At 41.2% G+C, this 17548-nt stretch carries 11 protein-coding genes; 5 read left to right on the forward strand and 6 right to left on the reverse strand.

All coding sequences use genetic code 11. The features are described 5' to 3' along the window. Positions 1-130: 130 nt before the first annotated feature. On the forward strand, positions 131-763 hold the full coding sequence (locus AUR67_RS13795; RefSeq protein ID WP_235591844.1) for a GGDEF domain-containing protein: 633 nt from the start codon (positions 131-133) through the stop codon (positions 761-763). A 35-nt stretch (positions 764-798) separates the two neighbouring features. Here the strand turns inward: AUR67_RS13795 and AUR67_RS13800 are convergent, their stop codons facing one another. Further along, the gene (locus AUR67_RS13800) at positions 799-3684 is read right to left on the reverse strand and encodes a M16 family metallopeptidase (protein WP_058585721.1); all 2886 of its coding nucleotides are present in this window, start codon (positions 3682-3684) and stop codon (positions 799-801) included. Between the two features lie 247 nt (positions 3685-3931). On the opposite strand from AUR67_RS13800, the gene AUR67_RS13805 reads away from it, so the two are divergent. Further along, the gene (locus AUR67_RS13805; protein ID WP_055020983.1) at positions 3932-4888 is read left to right on the forward strand and encodes a methylenetetrahydrofolate reductase; all 957 of its coding nucleotides are present in this window, start codon (positions 3932-3934) and stop codon (positions 4886-4888) included. On the opposite strand, the gene AUR67_RS13810 is transcribed toward AUR67_RS13805, so the two are convergent. The 3 genes from AUR67_RS13810 to AUR67_RS13820 form a co-directional block, all read right to left on the reverse strand. Continuing rightward, the gene (locus AUR67_RS13810) at positions 4885-5853 is read right to left on the reverse strand and encodes a sensor domain-containing diguanylate cyclase (protein WP_058585722.1); all 969 of its coding nucleotides are present in this window, start codon (positions 5851-5853) and stop codon (positions 4885-4887) included. The two genes, AUR67_RS13805 and AUR67_RS13810, sit on opposite strands and share 4 nt — an antisense overlap. Positions 5854-5901: 48 nt before the next feature. Continuing rightward, positions 5902-7137 (reverse strand): DEAD/DEAH box helicase, encoded by a 1236-nt coding sequence (locus AUR67_RS13815; RefSeq protein WP_058585723.1) that lies wholly within the window; start codon positions 7135-7137, stop codon positions 5902-5904. A 95-nt stretch (positions 7138-7232) separates the two neighbouring features. Continuing rightward, positions 7233-7934 (reverse strand): DUF3581 domain-containing protein, encoded by a 702-nt coding sequence (locus tag AUR67_RS13820; RefSeq protein WP_058585724.1) that lies wholly within the window; start codon positions 7932-7934, stop codon positions 7233-7235. A gap of 538 nt (positions 7935-8472) precedes the next feature. On the opposite strand from AUR67_RS13820, the gene AUR67_RS13825 reads away from it, so the two are divergent. From AUR67_RS13825 to AUR67_RS13835, 3 genes are read left to right on the forward strand one after another with little or no spacing between them, the layout of a single operon-like run. Continuing rightward, entirely contained in the window at positions 8473-8874 is a 402-nt protein-coding gene (locus tag AUR67_RS13825) for a DUF3019 domain-containing protein (protein ID WP_152996533.1), read from the forward strand. Continuing rightward, entirely contained in the window at positions 8874-9563 is a 690-nt protein-coding gene (locus AUR67_RS13830) for a response regulator transcription factor (protein WP_058585726.1), read from the forward strand. The genes AUR67_RS13825 and AUR67_RS13830 overlap by 1 nt, the downstream gene beginning before the upstream one ends. After that, the gene (locus tag AUR67_RS13835) at positions 9560-10750 is read left to right on the forward strand and encodes an ATP-binding protein (protein ID WP_058585727.1); all 1191 of its coding nucleotides are present in this window, start codon (positions 9560-9562) and stop codon (positions 10748-10750) included. The genes AUR67_RS13830 and AUR67_RS13835 overlap by 4 nt, the downstream gene beginning before the upstream one ends. Here the strand turns inward: AUR67_RS13835 and AUR67_RS13840 are convergent. Together AUR67_RS13840 and AUR67_RS21490 are read right to left on the reverse strand one after the other, a co-directional pair. Next, entirely contained in the window at positions 10734-11576 is an 843-nt protein-coding gene (locus AUR67_RS13840) for a MipA/OmpV family protein (protein WP_058585728.1), read from the reverse strand. The genes AUR67_RS13835 and AUR67_RS13840 overlap by 17 nt on opposite strands. 320 nt (positions 11577-11896) lie before the next feature. Further along, positions 11897-17218, reverse strand: a complete 5322-nt coding sequence (locus AUR67_RS21490) for a S8 family serine peptidase (protein WP_058585729.1) — start codon at positions 17216-17218, stop codon at positions 11897-11899. Positions 17219-17548: the final 330 nt, after the last annotated feature.

Genomic DNA, 17548 nt, shown 5'->3' on the forward strand with positions numbered 1-17548 from the left:
GTCAGCTGCTGCCAATGGCGATGAATTTGGTGCAAAAGCCTACACCGGAATAAACCAAGTTATTAAGAAACAACTCTCCGAGTTTTACCTCGAGTACCCTTGCCACAGTGATACCAAAAACCGCTGGTTTATGATGCGCGCAGTGCCTTTAAAACTTGGCACAGCAGGTTATGTTGTGATCAGCCACTTGAATATTACCGAACGTAAAATCGCCGAGCAGCAAGTACGAGAACTTGCTCGTATCGATGGTCTCACACAAATAGCTAACCGACGTCATTTTGACGATTTTTATGAGCAAGAGTGGAGTCGCTGTGCACGTTTAAAGCACCCCTTGTCGTTAGCCATGATCGACCTTGATAACTTTAAGTCTCTTAATGACAACTTTGGTCATCTGGTGGGTGATATTTGCTTAAAAGAAGTGGCAAAACTATTACCAGATTATACTCGCAGACCTGGTGACTTGTGCGCTAGATACGGCGGTGAAGAATTTGTACTGGTACTAGGTAACACCCAAAACCATCAAGCACAAAAACTCGTGACGCGTTTTATGGCAGCGCTAAATACGCTTCAATTACCAGAGCTTGCCGGTCATCCCTTGACGGTTAGTATTGGTTTAGCAACTATTTACCCAAATAGCAGTGATGATGCCATGTTACTCATTGAAATGGCTGATAGTGCGCTTTATCAAGCAAAAGAAGCTGGCCGAAATCAGCTTGTGGTTGCTGATAACATCGAGCCATTAAACATAGAAAAATGCCCCTGATTAGGGGCATTGATTAGAGCCTGTTTATTCAGTTATTACTGAAATACTTTTTCGACATCAAGTACTGAAATGTTTTTCGCTGGTATTGCAAGCTTATAGTCTGCAATCACTTTATCTTCAGCAACAAGTGCTGCTGGTTTTTCAGCGTTATACACCATTGGTGATGTTTGCTCTGAAGCTAGGCGCTTTTGCATGTCTTTGCCATCACCTGTAATAAACACATAGTGAATATTCTCTGTTTGCAGGTTATCGCGAATAACACGGTTAACATCATCAAGGGTTAGCTTTTCAAGCTTGCCGCGCACATAGTCAACAAAGCTCTCAGTGTTATAGAACTCACTATCAAGTGCGTAACCTAACTGGCGATCTTGGCTTGCAACCATTTGTGGCACAAAGTTAATTAAGAAGTTACGAGTCGCTTCAAAATCTTCTTTGCTGATGCCATTTTTAATTAGCTTATCAAGCTCAAATAATGCCGTACGCGTTGCAAAGTGCGCATCGTTATTAGAACGAAGCGGACGTAACCACACTTGGAAAATTTGCTCTGAACGACCTAAGTTAGCATCAGGTTTAGTTTGGAACATACCGCGTGGGAAGTACTCAATGTATGCATAGTCACCATAGTTCATACCACGGGTTTGACGAATACGCTGATACAAGAAGCTGTTTGAGCTGCGGTGTTCGCCAAAGTAAGAACGCACTAACCAAAGCGCTGTCCAGTCATCGCTACTACGAATTGTATCGATTGGGAAACCAAATGACACAGCGGTAGATTGCGCTGATTTTTCAACAATCGTTGCATGATGACCTTTAAGTTCAGGCGCATCAGGGATCGTTAAGCGGCTTTCTTTACCTTGTGGAAGCGATGTTAAATCTTTTAGCATAGTCGATTTAACATCACTCGGAATCGCACCAATTAGACCCACTGTTAACTTAGATTGAGTAAACTGGTTAGCATAAAACGCTTTTACATCGTCAAGTGTCAGTGCTTCAAGGTCTGATAAATCACCATAGTTATAGCTTTCGTATGGATGACCTTTATAAAGCTGATGATAAAGCACTTCTTTACCTAGCTCTTCGTCATTTGACGCTTTCAGACCTGCTTTAATGCTATCAATAAGCTCTTTTTTCAGACGCTTGAAATCATCTTCTCTAAAGCCAGGGTTTAACAACTGGTCGCTAACAAGTGCATACCACTGCGCGGCATTGTCTTTATGTACACGGCCGCGTAGTGAAATCATCTCTTTATCGATTTGATAGCCAAAACTTCCCGCTAGTGGATATAACGCTTTTTGAATATCTTTGTAGCTCATAGTTTCTGAGCCACCTTGTGCTAGCATCGCTGCAGTGAGTGCTGCTAAACCTTTTTTACCATGTGGATCAGCCGCTGCGCCGGTATTAAATAACCAGTTAACATCAACCAGTGGTGAGCTATTGGTTTTATCAAGTACTTTAAAGTGACGCTCTGTTGGGGCTTGCTCAATACTGGCAACCAAAGCATTTAAATCAACTTCTTGCTCAAAACCAGCCACTTTATCAAGCGCCGACATTGTCACCGTAGTACGGCTCGGATCAACAAAGTACTTGTTTGCTACCGCTTTGATATCCTCAGGAGTGATGCTATCAGCAGTGGCATAAAGTTGGTTAATCACTTCAGGGTCACGCTCAAAGTGCATGTAGCGTGCAAGTGTTGAAGCGATTGACTGCGATGAATCAAGACCATTTATAAAGCTATACTTTAAGTTAGATTTTAAATCAGCTAACTTTTGTGCATCTACTAACTCAGTACGCGCTTGTGCATAGGTACGGTTAATCGCATCACGGGCTTTCGCAAGGTCCGCTTCGTTTTCGACTTTTACAAAAACATGCAGTAAACCCGGATCTTTAGTATCTGGGTTATAGGTAAACATTTGGCTGGCAATTTGTTTATCAACAACAAGCTCTTGATAAAGTGCCGAGTTGTTAGAGAAATACAGCTGTGAGATCAAATCAAGAGCGGCACGGTCTTTTTGAGTAGGATCCCATGCAGTGCCTTTGTATGACACAAGCAACCAGTGGCCTGGTAAACCATCATTTTTTTCATGTACATATTTTGCGGCTTGTTGCTTTGGTTCAACAGGAATATCTGCTTGGTAATCACCTTTTTTCCAATTACCCCAATGCTTTTTCACCATTGCCATGGTCTCTTGTGGATCAACATCACCAACAATGACTAAAGATACGTACTCGGGCTTATAAAATTTAGCGAAAAACTCTTTACCATAGGCCATCTGATCAGGCATAGCTTCAATGTCTTCGAAAAAGCCCATGGTGGTGTGCTTATAGGTATGCTTTTCGAATGCTTCGTTACGAACCGCAGAAAGTAACTTACGAATTGGGCTAGCATTATTCTTTAAATACTCACCTTTTACAGTCAGCGCTTCGGTGCGGAACTGCTCTTCGCTGTAAGTCAGGTTTTGGAAAATATCAGCTTCAATTTCGAGTACTTTATCTAAGTGCTCTTTTGAGAAGTTTAAGTGATAGTTAGTGTAATCGTTGGTCGTATACGCGCGATTATCAACACCCGAGTTTTTTAAAATATCTGAATACACATCTTGTGGGAATTTTTCAGAGCCTTTAAACATCATATGCTCAAAGAAGTGTGCAAAACCGGTTTTACCTGCTTCAACCTCATTACGTGAACCAACCGATACTGGAATTTGCAGTGACACAACATCTGGGTAATCTGTTTTAACTACCATCACGCGAAGGCCATTCTCAAGCTCTTCTAATAGGTAATCTTGGCTAAATACACGGTTATCATCTTGGCTTACTTGCTGCTCAATTTCGACTTCTTTAACCACAGTTGACTGTGAGTTACTTGCGCAGCCACTCAGCGCCAGTGTTACAGCAACACTGGTTGCTAATAATCTAAATTTCATAATGTTCCCTTGTTAGTTATTTTTCTCATAATCATTGCTGCTTGATTATGCATCAAAGCGCCAGAAAATATGAGGGTCAGAGCAATAATTTATGTAAACAGGTGTGTCAATTTTGCGAAACGCTCAGCTTTAAACTTGAGTAAAATTCATAGTCATTGAAAAACTTTCAAGAAAAAAATCTATCTAGACGTCTAAATGGCTGCTATATTGTTTGTCATAAACATTAGCACGAGCTGGAATGAGGATTATGGCTTTATCATTACAAGAGAAAATTGAAGACACCAATCAAGGCGTCTACCTAATTGGTACCACACCGCCAAAGTCAGGTACTGATAAAGCACAACTTGAAACCATTGCCCAAAAGCTACTTGGTCGTTTACACGAAATTGAATACGATGGTGTAATCATCTACGACATTCAAGATGAGAGTAGCCGTATTGCAAAGCCGCGTCCTTTTCCGTTTAAAGAAACTGTAGACCCTCGTGAATACAGTCAATTACTTCGTAGCTTGTCGCAACTTGATGTGATCACATATAAGAGCGTAGCTCAGCGTGGTGAAGCAGAATTTACCGAGTGGTTAAACGAAACACGTAACGACTTTGAACTAAAAAACTTAGTGTTGGTGGGTAGTCCATCATCTCATGGCGACATCAAATTAAGCCTACCTGATGCATATAAAACGCTGGCAAAGCAGAACAGTGATGTATTTTTAGGTGGTGTTACTATTGCCGAGCGTCATGCCAGCAAACGCAATGAACATGAGCGTTTAGTTGAAAAAACAGCACAAGGTTGTAAGTTTTTCATCTCACAAGCCGTTTACAATGCCCAAGCAACGATTGATTTGATCACCAGCTATGCGCGTAGCTGTAAAGCACAAGGCACAGCACCAAAACGCATTATTCTGACGTTTACCCCTTGTGGTGGTGAAAAAACCTTAGAATTTATGGAATGGTTAGGTATCTCAGTACCAGAAGCAACTAAGTACCGTATGTTAGATTCGGCAAATACATTGAGTGAATCAGTGCGTATTTGCCGTGAGAACCTCGACTTAATTTTACAAAGCTGCGCACATTTAGATGTACCGCTAGGTTTAAATATTGAGAGCTTAACCAACCGTAAAGAAGAAATTGATGCATCAATTAACCTTTACCGTTTACTTAAAGCAACCATGGAATTAAACCTAGCTGAGAAGCAAATAGCTTAACGTGCTGCCTTAGAGGCTTGCTTTTTCTCATACATGTCTTCATCTGCTCGTTTTAATAGCTCAGCAAAGTTTTCTTTTGGTTGAGCTATTCCCCCTGAACCAATACTTAAGCTCGTAACAGGAATGCCCCGCTTCTCTAAATTCACTTGGAAAGTGGTGTTTAGCTTATCAGCGATGCTGTCTATGCAATCACCGGGCTTAACTTGCAATAACGCAATAAACTCATCGCCCCCTAAGCGGCCGATAATATCGGTTTCTCGTAGGCATTCTTTCATGGTGTCAGCTAAACAAATCAGCGCGAGATCGCCCACTTCATGGCCATACGTATCATTGAGTGGCTTAAAGCTGTTTATATCGATAAATAGACAACTAATATCAAAACCAAGTCGTTTCGATATATTTAATTTATGTTGGCAAAGTAGGTCTATTGCACGGCGGTTATAAATATTGGTCAGTGAATCAAGCATGGCAATTTCACGCATCTGCGTAAAGTTATCTAACAGTGCAAGGTCATCTTCGACCATATCGCGAAGCTGCTCTATTAGTTCTAAAAAGCTCTGTTGATAATGGGTTTGTTTAAAGTCCATAACACAAAAGGTGCCAAACGGATCACCACTTGGCCAACTAATTGGCACCCCAAGATAAGACTCAAAACCATCTTTTACCAGAGGGCTATCATCCCATTGACTGTCTTGGCTGGCGTGATCAACATAAAGCGGTGCCATGTCACGCAGTACTTTTTTGCAGAAGATATTATCGTCGGCGCTTAATTCAGCCCCGGCATCATAGGGATTTTCTTGTTGCTCACTGGAGACGATAATACGATAGACATCATCTGTTTTATGAACGATGAAGCCTGCGGGAGCAGAAAACAACTCGGTCATGAGATCAATTGTTTTCTGCCACTTTTCTAAGGAGAACTGTTTATCAGCGCGGCGGAACGTCCATTTATTCTCTTCTAACATACTAAACTCTCAACTTTAGCCGGAGGATAGTATAAATATATGCCAGATTTAGGAACGTCTCCTACTTTTTTGCCCTAAAATACGTTTTTTATCACGAGAGCGGCGTGCCTTATTAGTATTTTTACGAACTTGCTTTGGCTCTTTGGTTAAATCAGGCTCATACCCTGGTAACCACTGCGGCGTGAGTCTCGTGTCGAGTAAGATATCTATTTCGTCCAATAGCCACTGCTCGTCGATGCTAACCAGCGACATCGCCATCCCTTTCTCACCAGCACGCCCTGTTCGACCAATACGGTGTACGTAGTCCTCAGCCACATAAGGCAACTCATAGTTAATCACATACTTGAGTGAGGCAATATCAAGACCACGCGCAGCAACATCTGTCGCAACCAGTACTCTTGTCGCGCCTGATTTAAAATTTTGCAGTGCTTTATCACGCGCACCTTGGCTTTTATCGCCATGAATAGATTCGGTTTTTAAGCCGTCTTTACACATTTCTTTAGCAAGCACATCGGCGGTTTGTTTAGTACGAGTGAATATAAGTACTTGCTGCCAATTTTTCATGCCAATCATGTGTGATACCAGCTCGCGTTTACGGTCTTCATCAACCGCATAAACTAGCTGCTCAACTTCAACCGCTGCTGAGTTGCGTTTATTCACTTCAACTAATTTAGGATCATTTAATAACTGCTTACTAAGTTTAAAGATGCTGTCGTCAAATGTGGCTGAAAAAAGTAAGGTTTGGCGTTCTTTTGGCACATGGCGCAAGATACGTTTAATTTCATCAATAAAGCCCATATCAAGCATGCGATCAGCTTCATCAAATACCAAGGCATTAATGCTGGAAAGTTTAATACTGCCTTTGATCACATGGTCAAGTAAACGCCCAGGTGTTGCCACTACAACCTGCGCCCCTTTTATGGCTTTAATTTGTGGGCCAATACTAGCACCGCCATAAGCCAGTGCTGCTTTTATCTCCGTGTGTGCAGCATAACGCTCTACACTTGCAAATACTTGCTGAGCGAGCTCTCGGGTCGGCGTTAAAATTAGGACTTTAACAGCATCAGGGAGTACTTCAGCTGATAACAAATTGTGCAGTAGTGGTAAAACAAACGCGGCGGTTTTGCCCGTTCCCGTTTGCGCACTGCCCATTACATCAGCACCCGCTAAAATAAGTGGGATTGTTTGCGCTTGAATTGCTGTGGGGGTGTGATAATTCTCTTCTCGCAAGGCTGTTAGCAATGCAGGGGCAAGATTTAACTCTGAAAAGGTCGCTACTGACATAGTCTGAAGTACATTTGGCTATAAAAGCGCTATTGTACGCGGAACGCCAGCAACAAAAAAGGCGCAATCAGCGCCCTTTGTAGCAAATGTAAAGATTACACTGGTTTAAGCGACTCTTTACGTTGATTATAAAAACTAATTAAGTCATCAACCGTTGCTTGGCAATAGTCACGAATTCCAGACACAAGCATGTGCTTTTCACCCGACCCTACTTTTTCGCCATTTTCTAACAGGTTGAAGCGAAGCGTGATTTTGCCGCGTTTGCCAGTAAACTCAAAATCAGGCTCAGCAAACTCTAACTCAGGTGCGCTGATATCAAGACGGTCAAGGTTAATCAGCATTGATTCATAAATCACCATTGGACGGGCTGGATTGATCATCACTTCCTGCTTCCCCATCAATGGAATAATAACATGCGGGAAGGTCGTGCCTGAGAACTCAACATAGTTTTTGATTAAGCTATTTGTTAACTCAGGACATTGGCTAACAGCCCCTTCGCGTTTCACTTTTAGCATGACTTTTTCGCCATCGGTGATCGCAAACTCATCAGCACCTTCAGGGAAAGTCAGCTTTGAATTTTCATCAACCATGCCTGCAAACGTGAATTCCATTTTTTCACTGATGCCATAGCGGTTTAAAACCAGCGAAAAAAGTAAATCGCCCGGCACACAAAACTTTTTGGCATCTTTATCATGTAACGGATTGAAATCATCAGCCACTAACTTGGCAAAACGACAGCCTTGCTCACGTGAGATAGAAACGTAATCAGCATGTTGCTGATAATAAGGACTTAACATAATTGTTCACTGCTTAAACTACTTATAACCTGACTATACTACCAGATAAAATGAAAATAGAGGTCGAATCTGTTAATTATTAATCACGCGCTCAGCATATGTTTAAATGCATGAGCTAAAATAGTGGTTTTGATAGGCTAAGTTTAAATTGTATCAATTTGTACGAAACAATTAACAAATAACGCAGAATAGTAAAGACTAAGGCCCAACTAAATTTAGTGAAAAACTATTAGCTAAAACTAAATATAAATTCAGTTTCCCTTTTAAAACAACAAGCTAACTTTAGAATATAAAGAAAATACGCCAATAGGTTGAAATTACTGGCTTTGCATAGCACCTATTTGTAGCTATAACGATAAATGAGGTATGATAGACACGCTTTTTTATCGTGTAATCGCCACTCATAGGCTGCATAAATAATAATTATAATAAACGGCAAAAAAATGAGTACTCAAAGTGAGTTGGGCAGGTTACATCAGCTTTCGATGGTTATTGTTACTTTGAAGAAAAGACTTTTAAAAAACAGAGACTTGGTTAAATGATAAACCGATTTAGTTGGCTATTACTGTTTTTTTGTCTTTGTTTTTCGTCGCTTTGTTTAAGCGATGACAGTCCCGAGCAACCTTTTTTTAAAGTCTCACCCACCGTGTGTGTGACAGATGCAAAACAAAAAGCCTGTGAATTTAATATACAGATTCATTTTCGTGTTGCTCCCTTTAAAGAACTTTGTTTAGAAATAACTCAGCGTCCTCAATATACGCAGTGTTACAAACAAGGTGGCTTAATTATCGAGAAATTAACGATTAAGACTGAGCATCCGCTTACAGTGAAGTTAATCAATCCATTGAGCAATCAAGTTGTTAAGCAACAACTACTGTCAATAGCAAGCTATGAAGCTAAAGATTACCGAATAAAACGGCGCTTTGGCTGGAGTTTATAATGCAGCATATTTTTTTAATTGAAGATGATGTGAAATTAGCAAGCTTAATACAAACGTTTTTGTTAAAGCATGGCTATACCATAGATGTATTTAATACTGCCGAAGCGTACCGTAGCAGTGAAATCACCTTCATGCCTTCGCTGATCATCTGTGATGTGATGCTTCCGGATGGCAATGGCTTTGAGCTAATTTCTCAATTGAAAGAAAAGTACAGTTGCCCTGTCATTTTTCTAACGGCATTGGATTCTGTGCAATCACAAATTAAGGGCTTAAACCTAGGTGCTTACGACTACCTTGTAAAACCCATTAAGCCTGAACTGTTACTCGCCAAAGTTAAGACGATTATCGCCCACACCGTTGGTCAAGATAACTTTTCGCACCAAATTGATATCTTGCGTATTGATAACAAAAAACGCGATATCTATTTTCATAACACAGCATTGAACCTCAATGAAAGTGAATTTGAGATCATTGCCTATCTTGCGAAAAACACCCCAGAGCCGGTTTCTCGCGAAGCCTTATTCAAGCATGTTATTGGCCGTGAGTATGACGGACTTGACCGAGCTATTGATTTAAAAATTAGCCGCTTGCGTAAAAAGCTAAAAGAAACCATTAGCGAGCAAAAAGAAACTCTAGATATCAAGTCTGTACGCGGTAAAGGATACAGCTTGGATATTTCAAAAATATGAAGCAGCAATTTTTTAAGCTTTACTTAATTATCACGGTAAGCTTAATTGCCTTAGTTTTAGCTTTTGGCCAGCTTTATAATCAGTTTTTTTCTGAGCACATACCGAGTGTGCAAATAAGTGTTGCTGAACTTGCTCAAATAGCTGAGCAAAAAGAATCTAGGATCAGCTCCTTTAACCAAAACGAGCTTGTTTTACCTGATTCATTACAAGCCAAATTCGATAAAGATGGCATTATCAGCGTCACCGAAAACAATCAGCAGTATATATACCTCAAAGGCAATAACGGCAGCGTCCAAAAAGTTGGCCCCATTTCTTTGATTTCGCAAGCAAAAACTGACTGGTTTGCATTTTTTGCCTTTTACTTTTTACTTGGTGCGATGATCTTATTATTCATTCGCCCAGTATTTCGCGATTTGAGCTTATTACAACGCGCAGCTCATCGCTTTAGTAAAAAACCGCAGCGCATAGAGCTTGATATAAAACCAAATTCATCTATTGCGCCATTAGCTAGCACCTTCACCCATATGTCTGAGCGCATCAATAAGTTTGTTCAGCTACATAATGACTTATCGCGTATTATTTCTCATGAAATTCGCACTCCCCTTACCCGTATGCGATTTGCTTTGTCGATTGCCGATTTAGAATCTCAAGAAAGTAGCCAAATTGAACGTGATATTGATGAGATTGAATTACGCTTGGAGCAATACCTATCGTTCGCTCGCTTAGAGCACCAACAAAGTGTGTTTAATCAGGAGAAAGTTAACTTAGCTAAACTGATCAACACAGAAATTGCTAAATTCGATTTATACAAAGAGCTCGAATTCATTCCAGCCCTTGAAGTAGACACAGCCTATTGCGAAGCAAGCTTTATGGCAATCGCGGTACAAAACTTACTGATCAACGCCACAAAATACGCAAAACACACTATCCATATAAGTAGCACAGAGCAAGCGGGCTATTACAGTATAAGCATTACAGACGATGGGCCTGGCTTACCAATTAATGCGGATGCGTTGATTGAGCCTTTTAAACAAGGTGAAGGAGATAAACTAGCGAGTGGTTATGGATTAGGACTTTATATCGTGCATCGTATTGCCAGCTGGCATGGCGGTAAGATTAGCTTGGCTAACAGTTCGCAAACAGGCGGTGCAGAGATCACCATTCGTTGGCCTAAAAGTGGTAAGTAATTCCCGTAAAACCTGAGAAATAACCGTTTTTATTGATCATATGTGAGTTAGCTAAGTTACTATCAAGCCATGTGTGCTTAAGTTTAAAATCAAGGCTGAAACTGTCGCTAATAGGATATTCGTAACTTACTTTTAAGTAGTAGTTAGTGGCACTTTCTAAGTTGTAGCTTAGTAAACGGGTTTTGCTTTCTGAAGGACTCACCGTATAGTAATAATCGATCAGCTCTTCATTTTTATAATTAATACCCGCCTCAATGCCAGCAGTACCAGAAAACAGTTCAAATACTTGATAGCCGTTGAACATTATTTCATAACCATTATGAACATTGGTTACATCATGGACATACGCTGCACTTAACCACATGCCATCGTAGACGTTTACCGCAGATGACAGCCCCGCCATGTAAGAAAGGTCACGCTCTATAGGCGTTAGGTTAATCGGTGATGCAGTGGGTAATGTCGGTCGCCCTGAACTCGAACGAACGACACCTGTGGCATAGAGTTTATCTACCCCATCCAGCTCAAAGAAAAAGCCATCATCATTAAAGCGCCCAAGTAAATCAACGTAGAAGTTCTCTGTTTCATAGAGGCTGTAGCCAACAGAGAAATCATCGAAATACCAGTTATCACCGTAATAAGCAAAGCTTGGCAGAATTGGCGAAGTGACATCATCAGCATCAAGTACCGGGTTTTCAATGCCCCCGTAACCAACAGTGATACTGGCATGTATTGTCGACTTTTTAATTAATTGTGGTTGTTTAACATCAGCCTGCGCAAACGCAGTTGATGCAGTTAAACAACATACTAAGCCAAACAATTTCTTCATTAACGCAATTCACCTTTATGTCATAAATAACAATTACTATGACAGCTTAATACTACTAAAAAGTCTTTAGTCTTTACTTAATCCGGGACGATCATATCGTTTGCGCGCTTTATTGTATAATTTTTTTGACCAACAAAGCGGCGTAGACTGCTAATTTACGCCCTATTTCCAAACTAACACACTGAAAAAAATATAAAATAGCCTGTACATTTTGCTACATAGGTTTTCAGTTGTTAGTTATTCTTTTTAGTTATTAAAATTTTATAGACCAAAAAAAAGGGCCCGAAGGCCCTTTGTCACATAACATACTTAGGGAGTACTTAGCCTCGTTTTACACGGCGACGAACACCTGCAAAACCAGCTAATAGAACTGTTAACCATGCAAGTGAACCACTTGATGATTTAGCTTTTTCTTCAGGAACAACGGTTGTTTCTTGTGCCGTTACCGTCACAGCTACACCTAGTTCCATCGGTTCAACACCATCACTTACCGTTACAGTAAACTGATGCTCACCAGCCGTTAAACCTGATACTTCAGTGATTGCTGATGTTGGGCTTGCGATTGTACCTGGGCCTTCCCATGAGAAAGTTAGCTCGTCATTATCTAAATCATGTGATGCAGATGCATCTAAAGTAATAACGCTGCCCTCAGTAACTTGTTGAGCACTCGCCTCAACGGCAACTACTGGTGCATCATTAACTGCTTCAACCGTTAACATAAAGGTTGTGCTTGCAGCATCTGATGGGTATTCAATATCAGATACCATTACAGTTACTTCGGTCTCACCAGAGAAGTTCTCATTTGGTGTAATCGTTACTGTATCGCCATCCACTTCATAGGTTACATCGTCAGAAATTACCGAAATTTCATTCTTCGAGTTCTTTTCATCAATGTGATGAACATCAAAGCTAATCGGTGTTTCTTCTGTTGTTACCATGTCATCAAGCGCTACCACAGTGATGTTGCCAGGAATGGCCAGTGTTGCTGTTGAAGTCATGTCATTCAGACCAGAGATTGCTGCTTTAGCTGCAACTTCAAGTGTTTGACCTGCTGCAGACGGCGTAACTTCAGCCCAAGCAGTCACTTCAAACTGTGATGATTCAGGGCCTACATAGTCCATACACACCACGTAACCATCGCTGATAACTTCATCTAGATTGTTATAAGCGATTTGGATACCACGGTAGTTTTCAAGTGGACCATATTGATACTGTGCACCACGGAAACCTTGCAGGCCAATACTACCGGCAGGACGTGTCGACCCATAGTCTAGGTTATCGTATGCATAGTAAATTTCATGCTCACCTTTACCAAAGCGTGTATTTGCATTAAATAACACTTGGAAGTCAAATGAGTTATCACGTTTAGTGTAAGTGTATTTACCTGTTGTGCGGTCATACACTGGATCATCGTAGTCTGATGCGTTATCCCACTCAATAATACCCCAGCCAGTTGTTGTACTTGCTAGTGAAATACCTTCGTTAGACGATAAGCCAACTGACATTACAGAGCGTAATAAGCCATTATCAGTGAACTCCCAACCACGCCATAATGGACCCATGTTCTCATATGGGAATGAGTTATAAGGGAATGGGTTATGTACTGGGTAGAAGTAACGGCTACCATTGGTATTGACTGTACCCATACCACGAATTTGAATAATCGAGTTTTGGATATTAGTATTTTCAGTATTGTTATAAAGGCTAAATGTGTCATATGCGCCATTATAGAAGCTTGCGATTGGTAATGAATAACCACTGCGAGAGTTATAAAGGTTGTTCTCATCGAAACCAGAAAGAATTGGCGTGATACCAAACTCTGATAAATCGACATAACCACCAGGGTTTGAGTTACCAAAATCAGGCGTACGACACATTTCATCAGTGATGTTATCTGTCACGATATAATCAGGTTCAACATCGCGAGTATCCGCTTGTGTGCCCGTTACAATCACTTTACCGTCAGCAATTTCAACGTTGATTTCTGATGCTGTTGAAACCATTACATTTTCAGCTTTAACATCAAGACCCGCAGGGATATCAAGCTCTAGTGAGAACTCACGGTCTACACCTGAGTTATTCGCTAACACTTCAAATGTGTATGGCACCATATCACCCACTTTTGCACCTGTGTATGGCGCATCAAGGTGTGCAACATCATTGCCACGGTTAAGCTTAAATGGAATTGAGCCTAAGTTGCCATGGTTCACAGCCGATGTACCTACATCTAATAGTGAGTAGTACACGCTGTCGGCATCGAGATCCATGTCCCAGTCGACTGTCATTTCAACTGTATTTTGACCATCACTTCCTGGCAGACTTGCAGTCATACCTGATGCAACTTGGTCTGACACAACCGCTGTAGCAAGCTCAAAGGTTTCTTCAACTGCATCAACAGACGATTGATTCGTATTATAAGCTACAACCCAATACTCACCTTCTTCAGGGTTGTTTATATTACAGAAGTTTTTATAAATCTTATGGTTAGATACACATAAAATTTCATCTTGTGGCTGAACAATACCATCACCGTTGTAGTCTTTACCTACGTATAAAATAGGGTTACCTACGTTCAAGGTGCCTTCAAGTTCTGACTCAACACCGACTGTTTCAGCAATAAAACGTTTAGAATTAGCTGGCACAGTAACAAACTTAGTAAATGTTGCTTCATCTAAAATATCTGCCGCATCTACATCATCAGTGCGATTCATAGCCCAAGGGAAAGTACGGTCATCGTCTTTTGGTAAAGTTACCGTAGTGATATCTGCTTTAACTGGCTCATATGCACGAGCTACAGGTGCTTCAACGCTAGGTAATACAATACCTTTAGCAACATAAGTACCTACATTTGAGTGAGCTGTCGTCTCTAATGATGATGGTAAGTTACCACGATCATATTTAAACGCCACAGGCCAATGCGCATCAGGGATATCTGCTTCTTCAGCTTGGAAAACAAGGTTTGTATGAAGTTCAACTTCAGAGTTACTGAACCAATCTTGAGTATCCATGATTGATGCTTTAACAATGATTGTTTGTGTTTCACCTTTTTTCAGTGTGAAAGTTTTCGGGAAGATATCAATGTTCACACCATTTTGTGCTGTTTGTGTGTTTACATCAAATGCCCAGTTTTCAACATCTTCGTGGCTTACAGTCCAAGTACCATCTTCTGTTGCTTTAATTGTACGAACCCACTGACATTCAGGTGCACAAGAGAAATTAACAAGGTTTGGTAAGTTAAGTTTATGTGGCGTACCACCATTGTATGGATCAGCAGCTAAGAAGTTATCAGCTGTTTCATCCATTATAAAGCCAGCTTTTGCAGCTAATCCCACATTAATGCGACCTGCACCCGAACGATAGATTTTCGCATCAGCAACAACATCACTTTCGCTGTTTAAACGGTGATATTTAACAACGTTTTCAGCTGTCATTGATAGCGCAGATTGAATTTCAGCTGCGGTCCACTCTGGGTGAATTTGACGTAGTAACGCCATTGAACCTGCAACATGTGGTGATGCCATCGACGTGCCGCTAATTGCAGCGTAATCTTGGCCATGTGGCGTTACAAATGGATGTTCATCAGAGTAAGCCGCGTAAATATCAACACCAGGAGCAGCGAGCGTAGGAGCAAGCACTTCAACATTAGAATAAGACGGGCCTCGTGATGAGAATGTCGCCAACCAATCCGCATCTTCTGCATCAACACGACGCTCAATCACTGTTGGTTTGATAGTGATCATATGACCAAGTTCTGAGTAACTATCTACCCAATCTTCTAGGCCATCTTCTGGATAAACACCATTCCATTGGTCATAAGTAAAGTGAACACCTGGTAATGAGTAACCTTCAGCCACAGTGCCTTGATCGCGGTCACGGTTAAACATGATGAAACCATCTGCACCACCAGCTTTTACATGATCAACTTTTGCAGTACGCGCATTGGCTGCTGAATCATTTGGATCGTGACGTTGACAGATAACAATAACATTCGTGCTACCATCAGCCGCGCCCGCGATTTCAGTACCATCTTTGTAGAAATTGAAGGTATTTTCTGGGTAATCTGCTGTACAGTAACCGTTGTAATCTTTAAAACCATTTACGTCTTCGTAATCTTTAGCCCAAACAACAACACCGGTAATTTCTTCGCTATTAATTGAACCACCAACAAGGCCAGTTTCTGACCAGCTAGGTACTTCTGAACCCAGAGTTTCGTCAGCAAAGCCAGCAAATTCAACGGCAGTTTCAACAGCCACAGTGCGACCATGTGTTGTTGCTGCAACTTGTGCAAGCCAAGGTGATGAATTATCTAAGTAACCAAAACACTCAGCCGCGCCACATGCTTGACCACTGTTACCTGCTGCCGCGGCAACGTTAATGCCCGCTTCACGCGCTGCTAAGAATGCAAGTTGTACTGGATCGGCCCACACATTAGAATCAGCACCACCAATTGAGAAGTTGATTACATCAACACCATCAGAAATTGCATCTTCAATACCCGCTACAAGTGCTTCGCCAGGACAGCCTGCGTATTCGTCACTTGATGGATAACATACTTGATAAGCAATGATATTTGCGTGCGGTGCAACACCTGATATTTCAGGGAATAAGCCTTCTTTTAAGATATTACCATCGGTGTTTTCACCAAAGCTCGGAAGCATAAACGGTACATCTTTAACCACGTTACCAGCTGCTGTTGAAGCTACGTGTGAGCCGTGACCTTGGTAGTCTTCACCAATTGCAGGCCAGCCTGGGATCATGGCATCAAATGCATCCGTGATCACATCATAAGAACGCACACCGATTAATTTATTATTACATTGGATTTCTTCAGGCTCTTCAACACAGTCACCGACATAAACACCTGGACCAAACGGGTTTTCATGCTCGTAACCATCGCCGCCAACAGCCGCAAATGAAGGGTGATCTGAGTTAATACCGGTATCGATGATACCAACGATTTGGCCTTCACCTTTACCCTTGATACCACTAGGAACGCTTGAGCCATCCCAAATTTGATCAGCACCGATATGCTTAGGGCCTTCATCAGAAAGAAGATCATAATTCTTCGAACGCATTACAGAAACAACTGCACCAAGCTCTGCAACGCGCATCGCTTCCTGCTCTGTCATTTTTACAGAGAAACCATTCAATGCTTTAGTGAATTGACGGCGCATGTCTGTGCGGCCCGTTACTGCTGTCACGCTTTGCATTACAGTACGTTGTTTTGAAAGTAGTTTGTTTTGATAATCAGTTACGGCAGAGACCGCCGCTTGACCTTTCTCAAATACTTTTGAAACGCCTTGCGCTTGAAGTGATTGTGATAATGACGAGGTTAAATCTCGTGCTTCTAGCGCTACTGAATTATCACGTAAACGAATGATATAAATATGCTCGCCATCTATGCCTTCTTCAGCGAATTTATTTGCTTTACTATTTAGCTGAACGTTAAGACCATCGTTTTGTAGCATGTTGCTAGAGTCACCTTGGTTAAACTCTTTGCTAAACGCTTTTACTTCTTCAAATGTGATATTAGGTGCTTTTAATTGGTGTTTAACTTGATTGTTATCTACACCCACTGCATGAGCAGCACTGGCACTATAGAGAGCTGCGGCAACAGCAATCGAAAGTGTTTTCACTTGCATAAGTATCCCCTGGATAGTTAGTTAGAGTAATTATTCAAGCTATGTGAACATCCATTTCACTGCTTGCGACTACAATATAACCACAAGAAGTTTTAAAAATGACGTACATTCGTGTAGCGTTTTGTACACACTGTTAACATTTAAATTACCAGGAAAGCATCAATATTTAGTTTTTCTTTACAATAAATAGAAAAGAGAGGCGGCGCATATTATTTAGGTGAAGTTGAAGGGCTTAGTTGTCTTGGTGAACGCTCAGTACAATCTGGTGGTTATAACCCTACAGAGGTAAATAATATTGCTATTGAGCAGCTAAAACTTGAAGTAGTAAAT

This window comes from Pseudoalteromonas sp. XI10 (genome assembly GCF_001469895.1).
GTDB lineage: Bacteria > Pseudomonadota > Gammaproteobacteria > Enterobacterales > Alteromonadaceae > Pseudoalteromonas.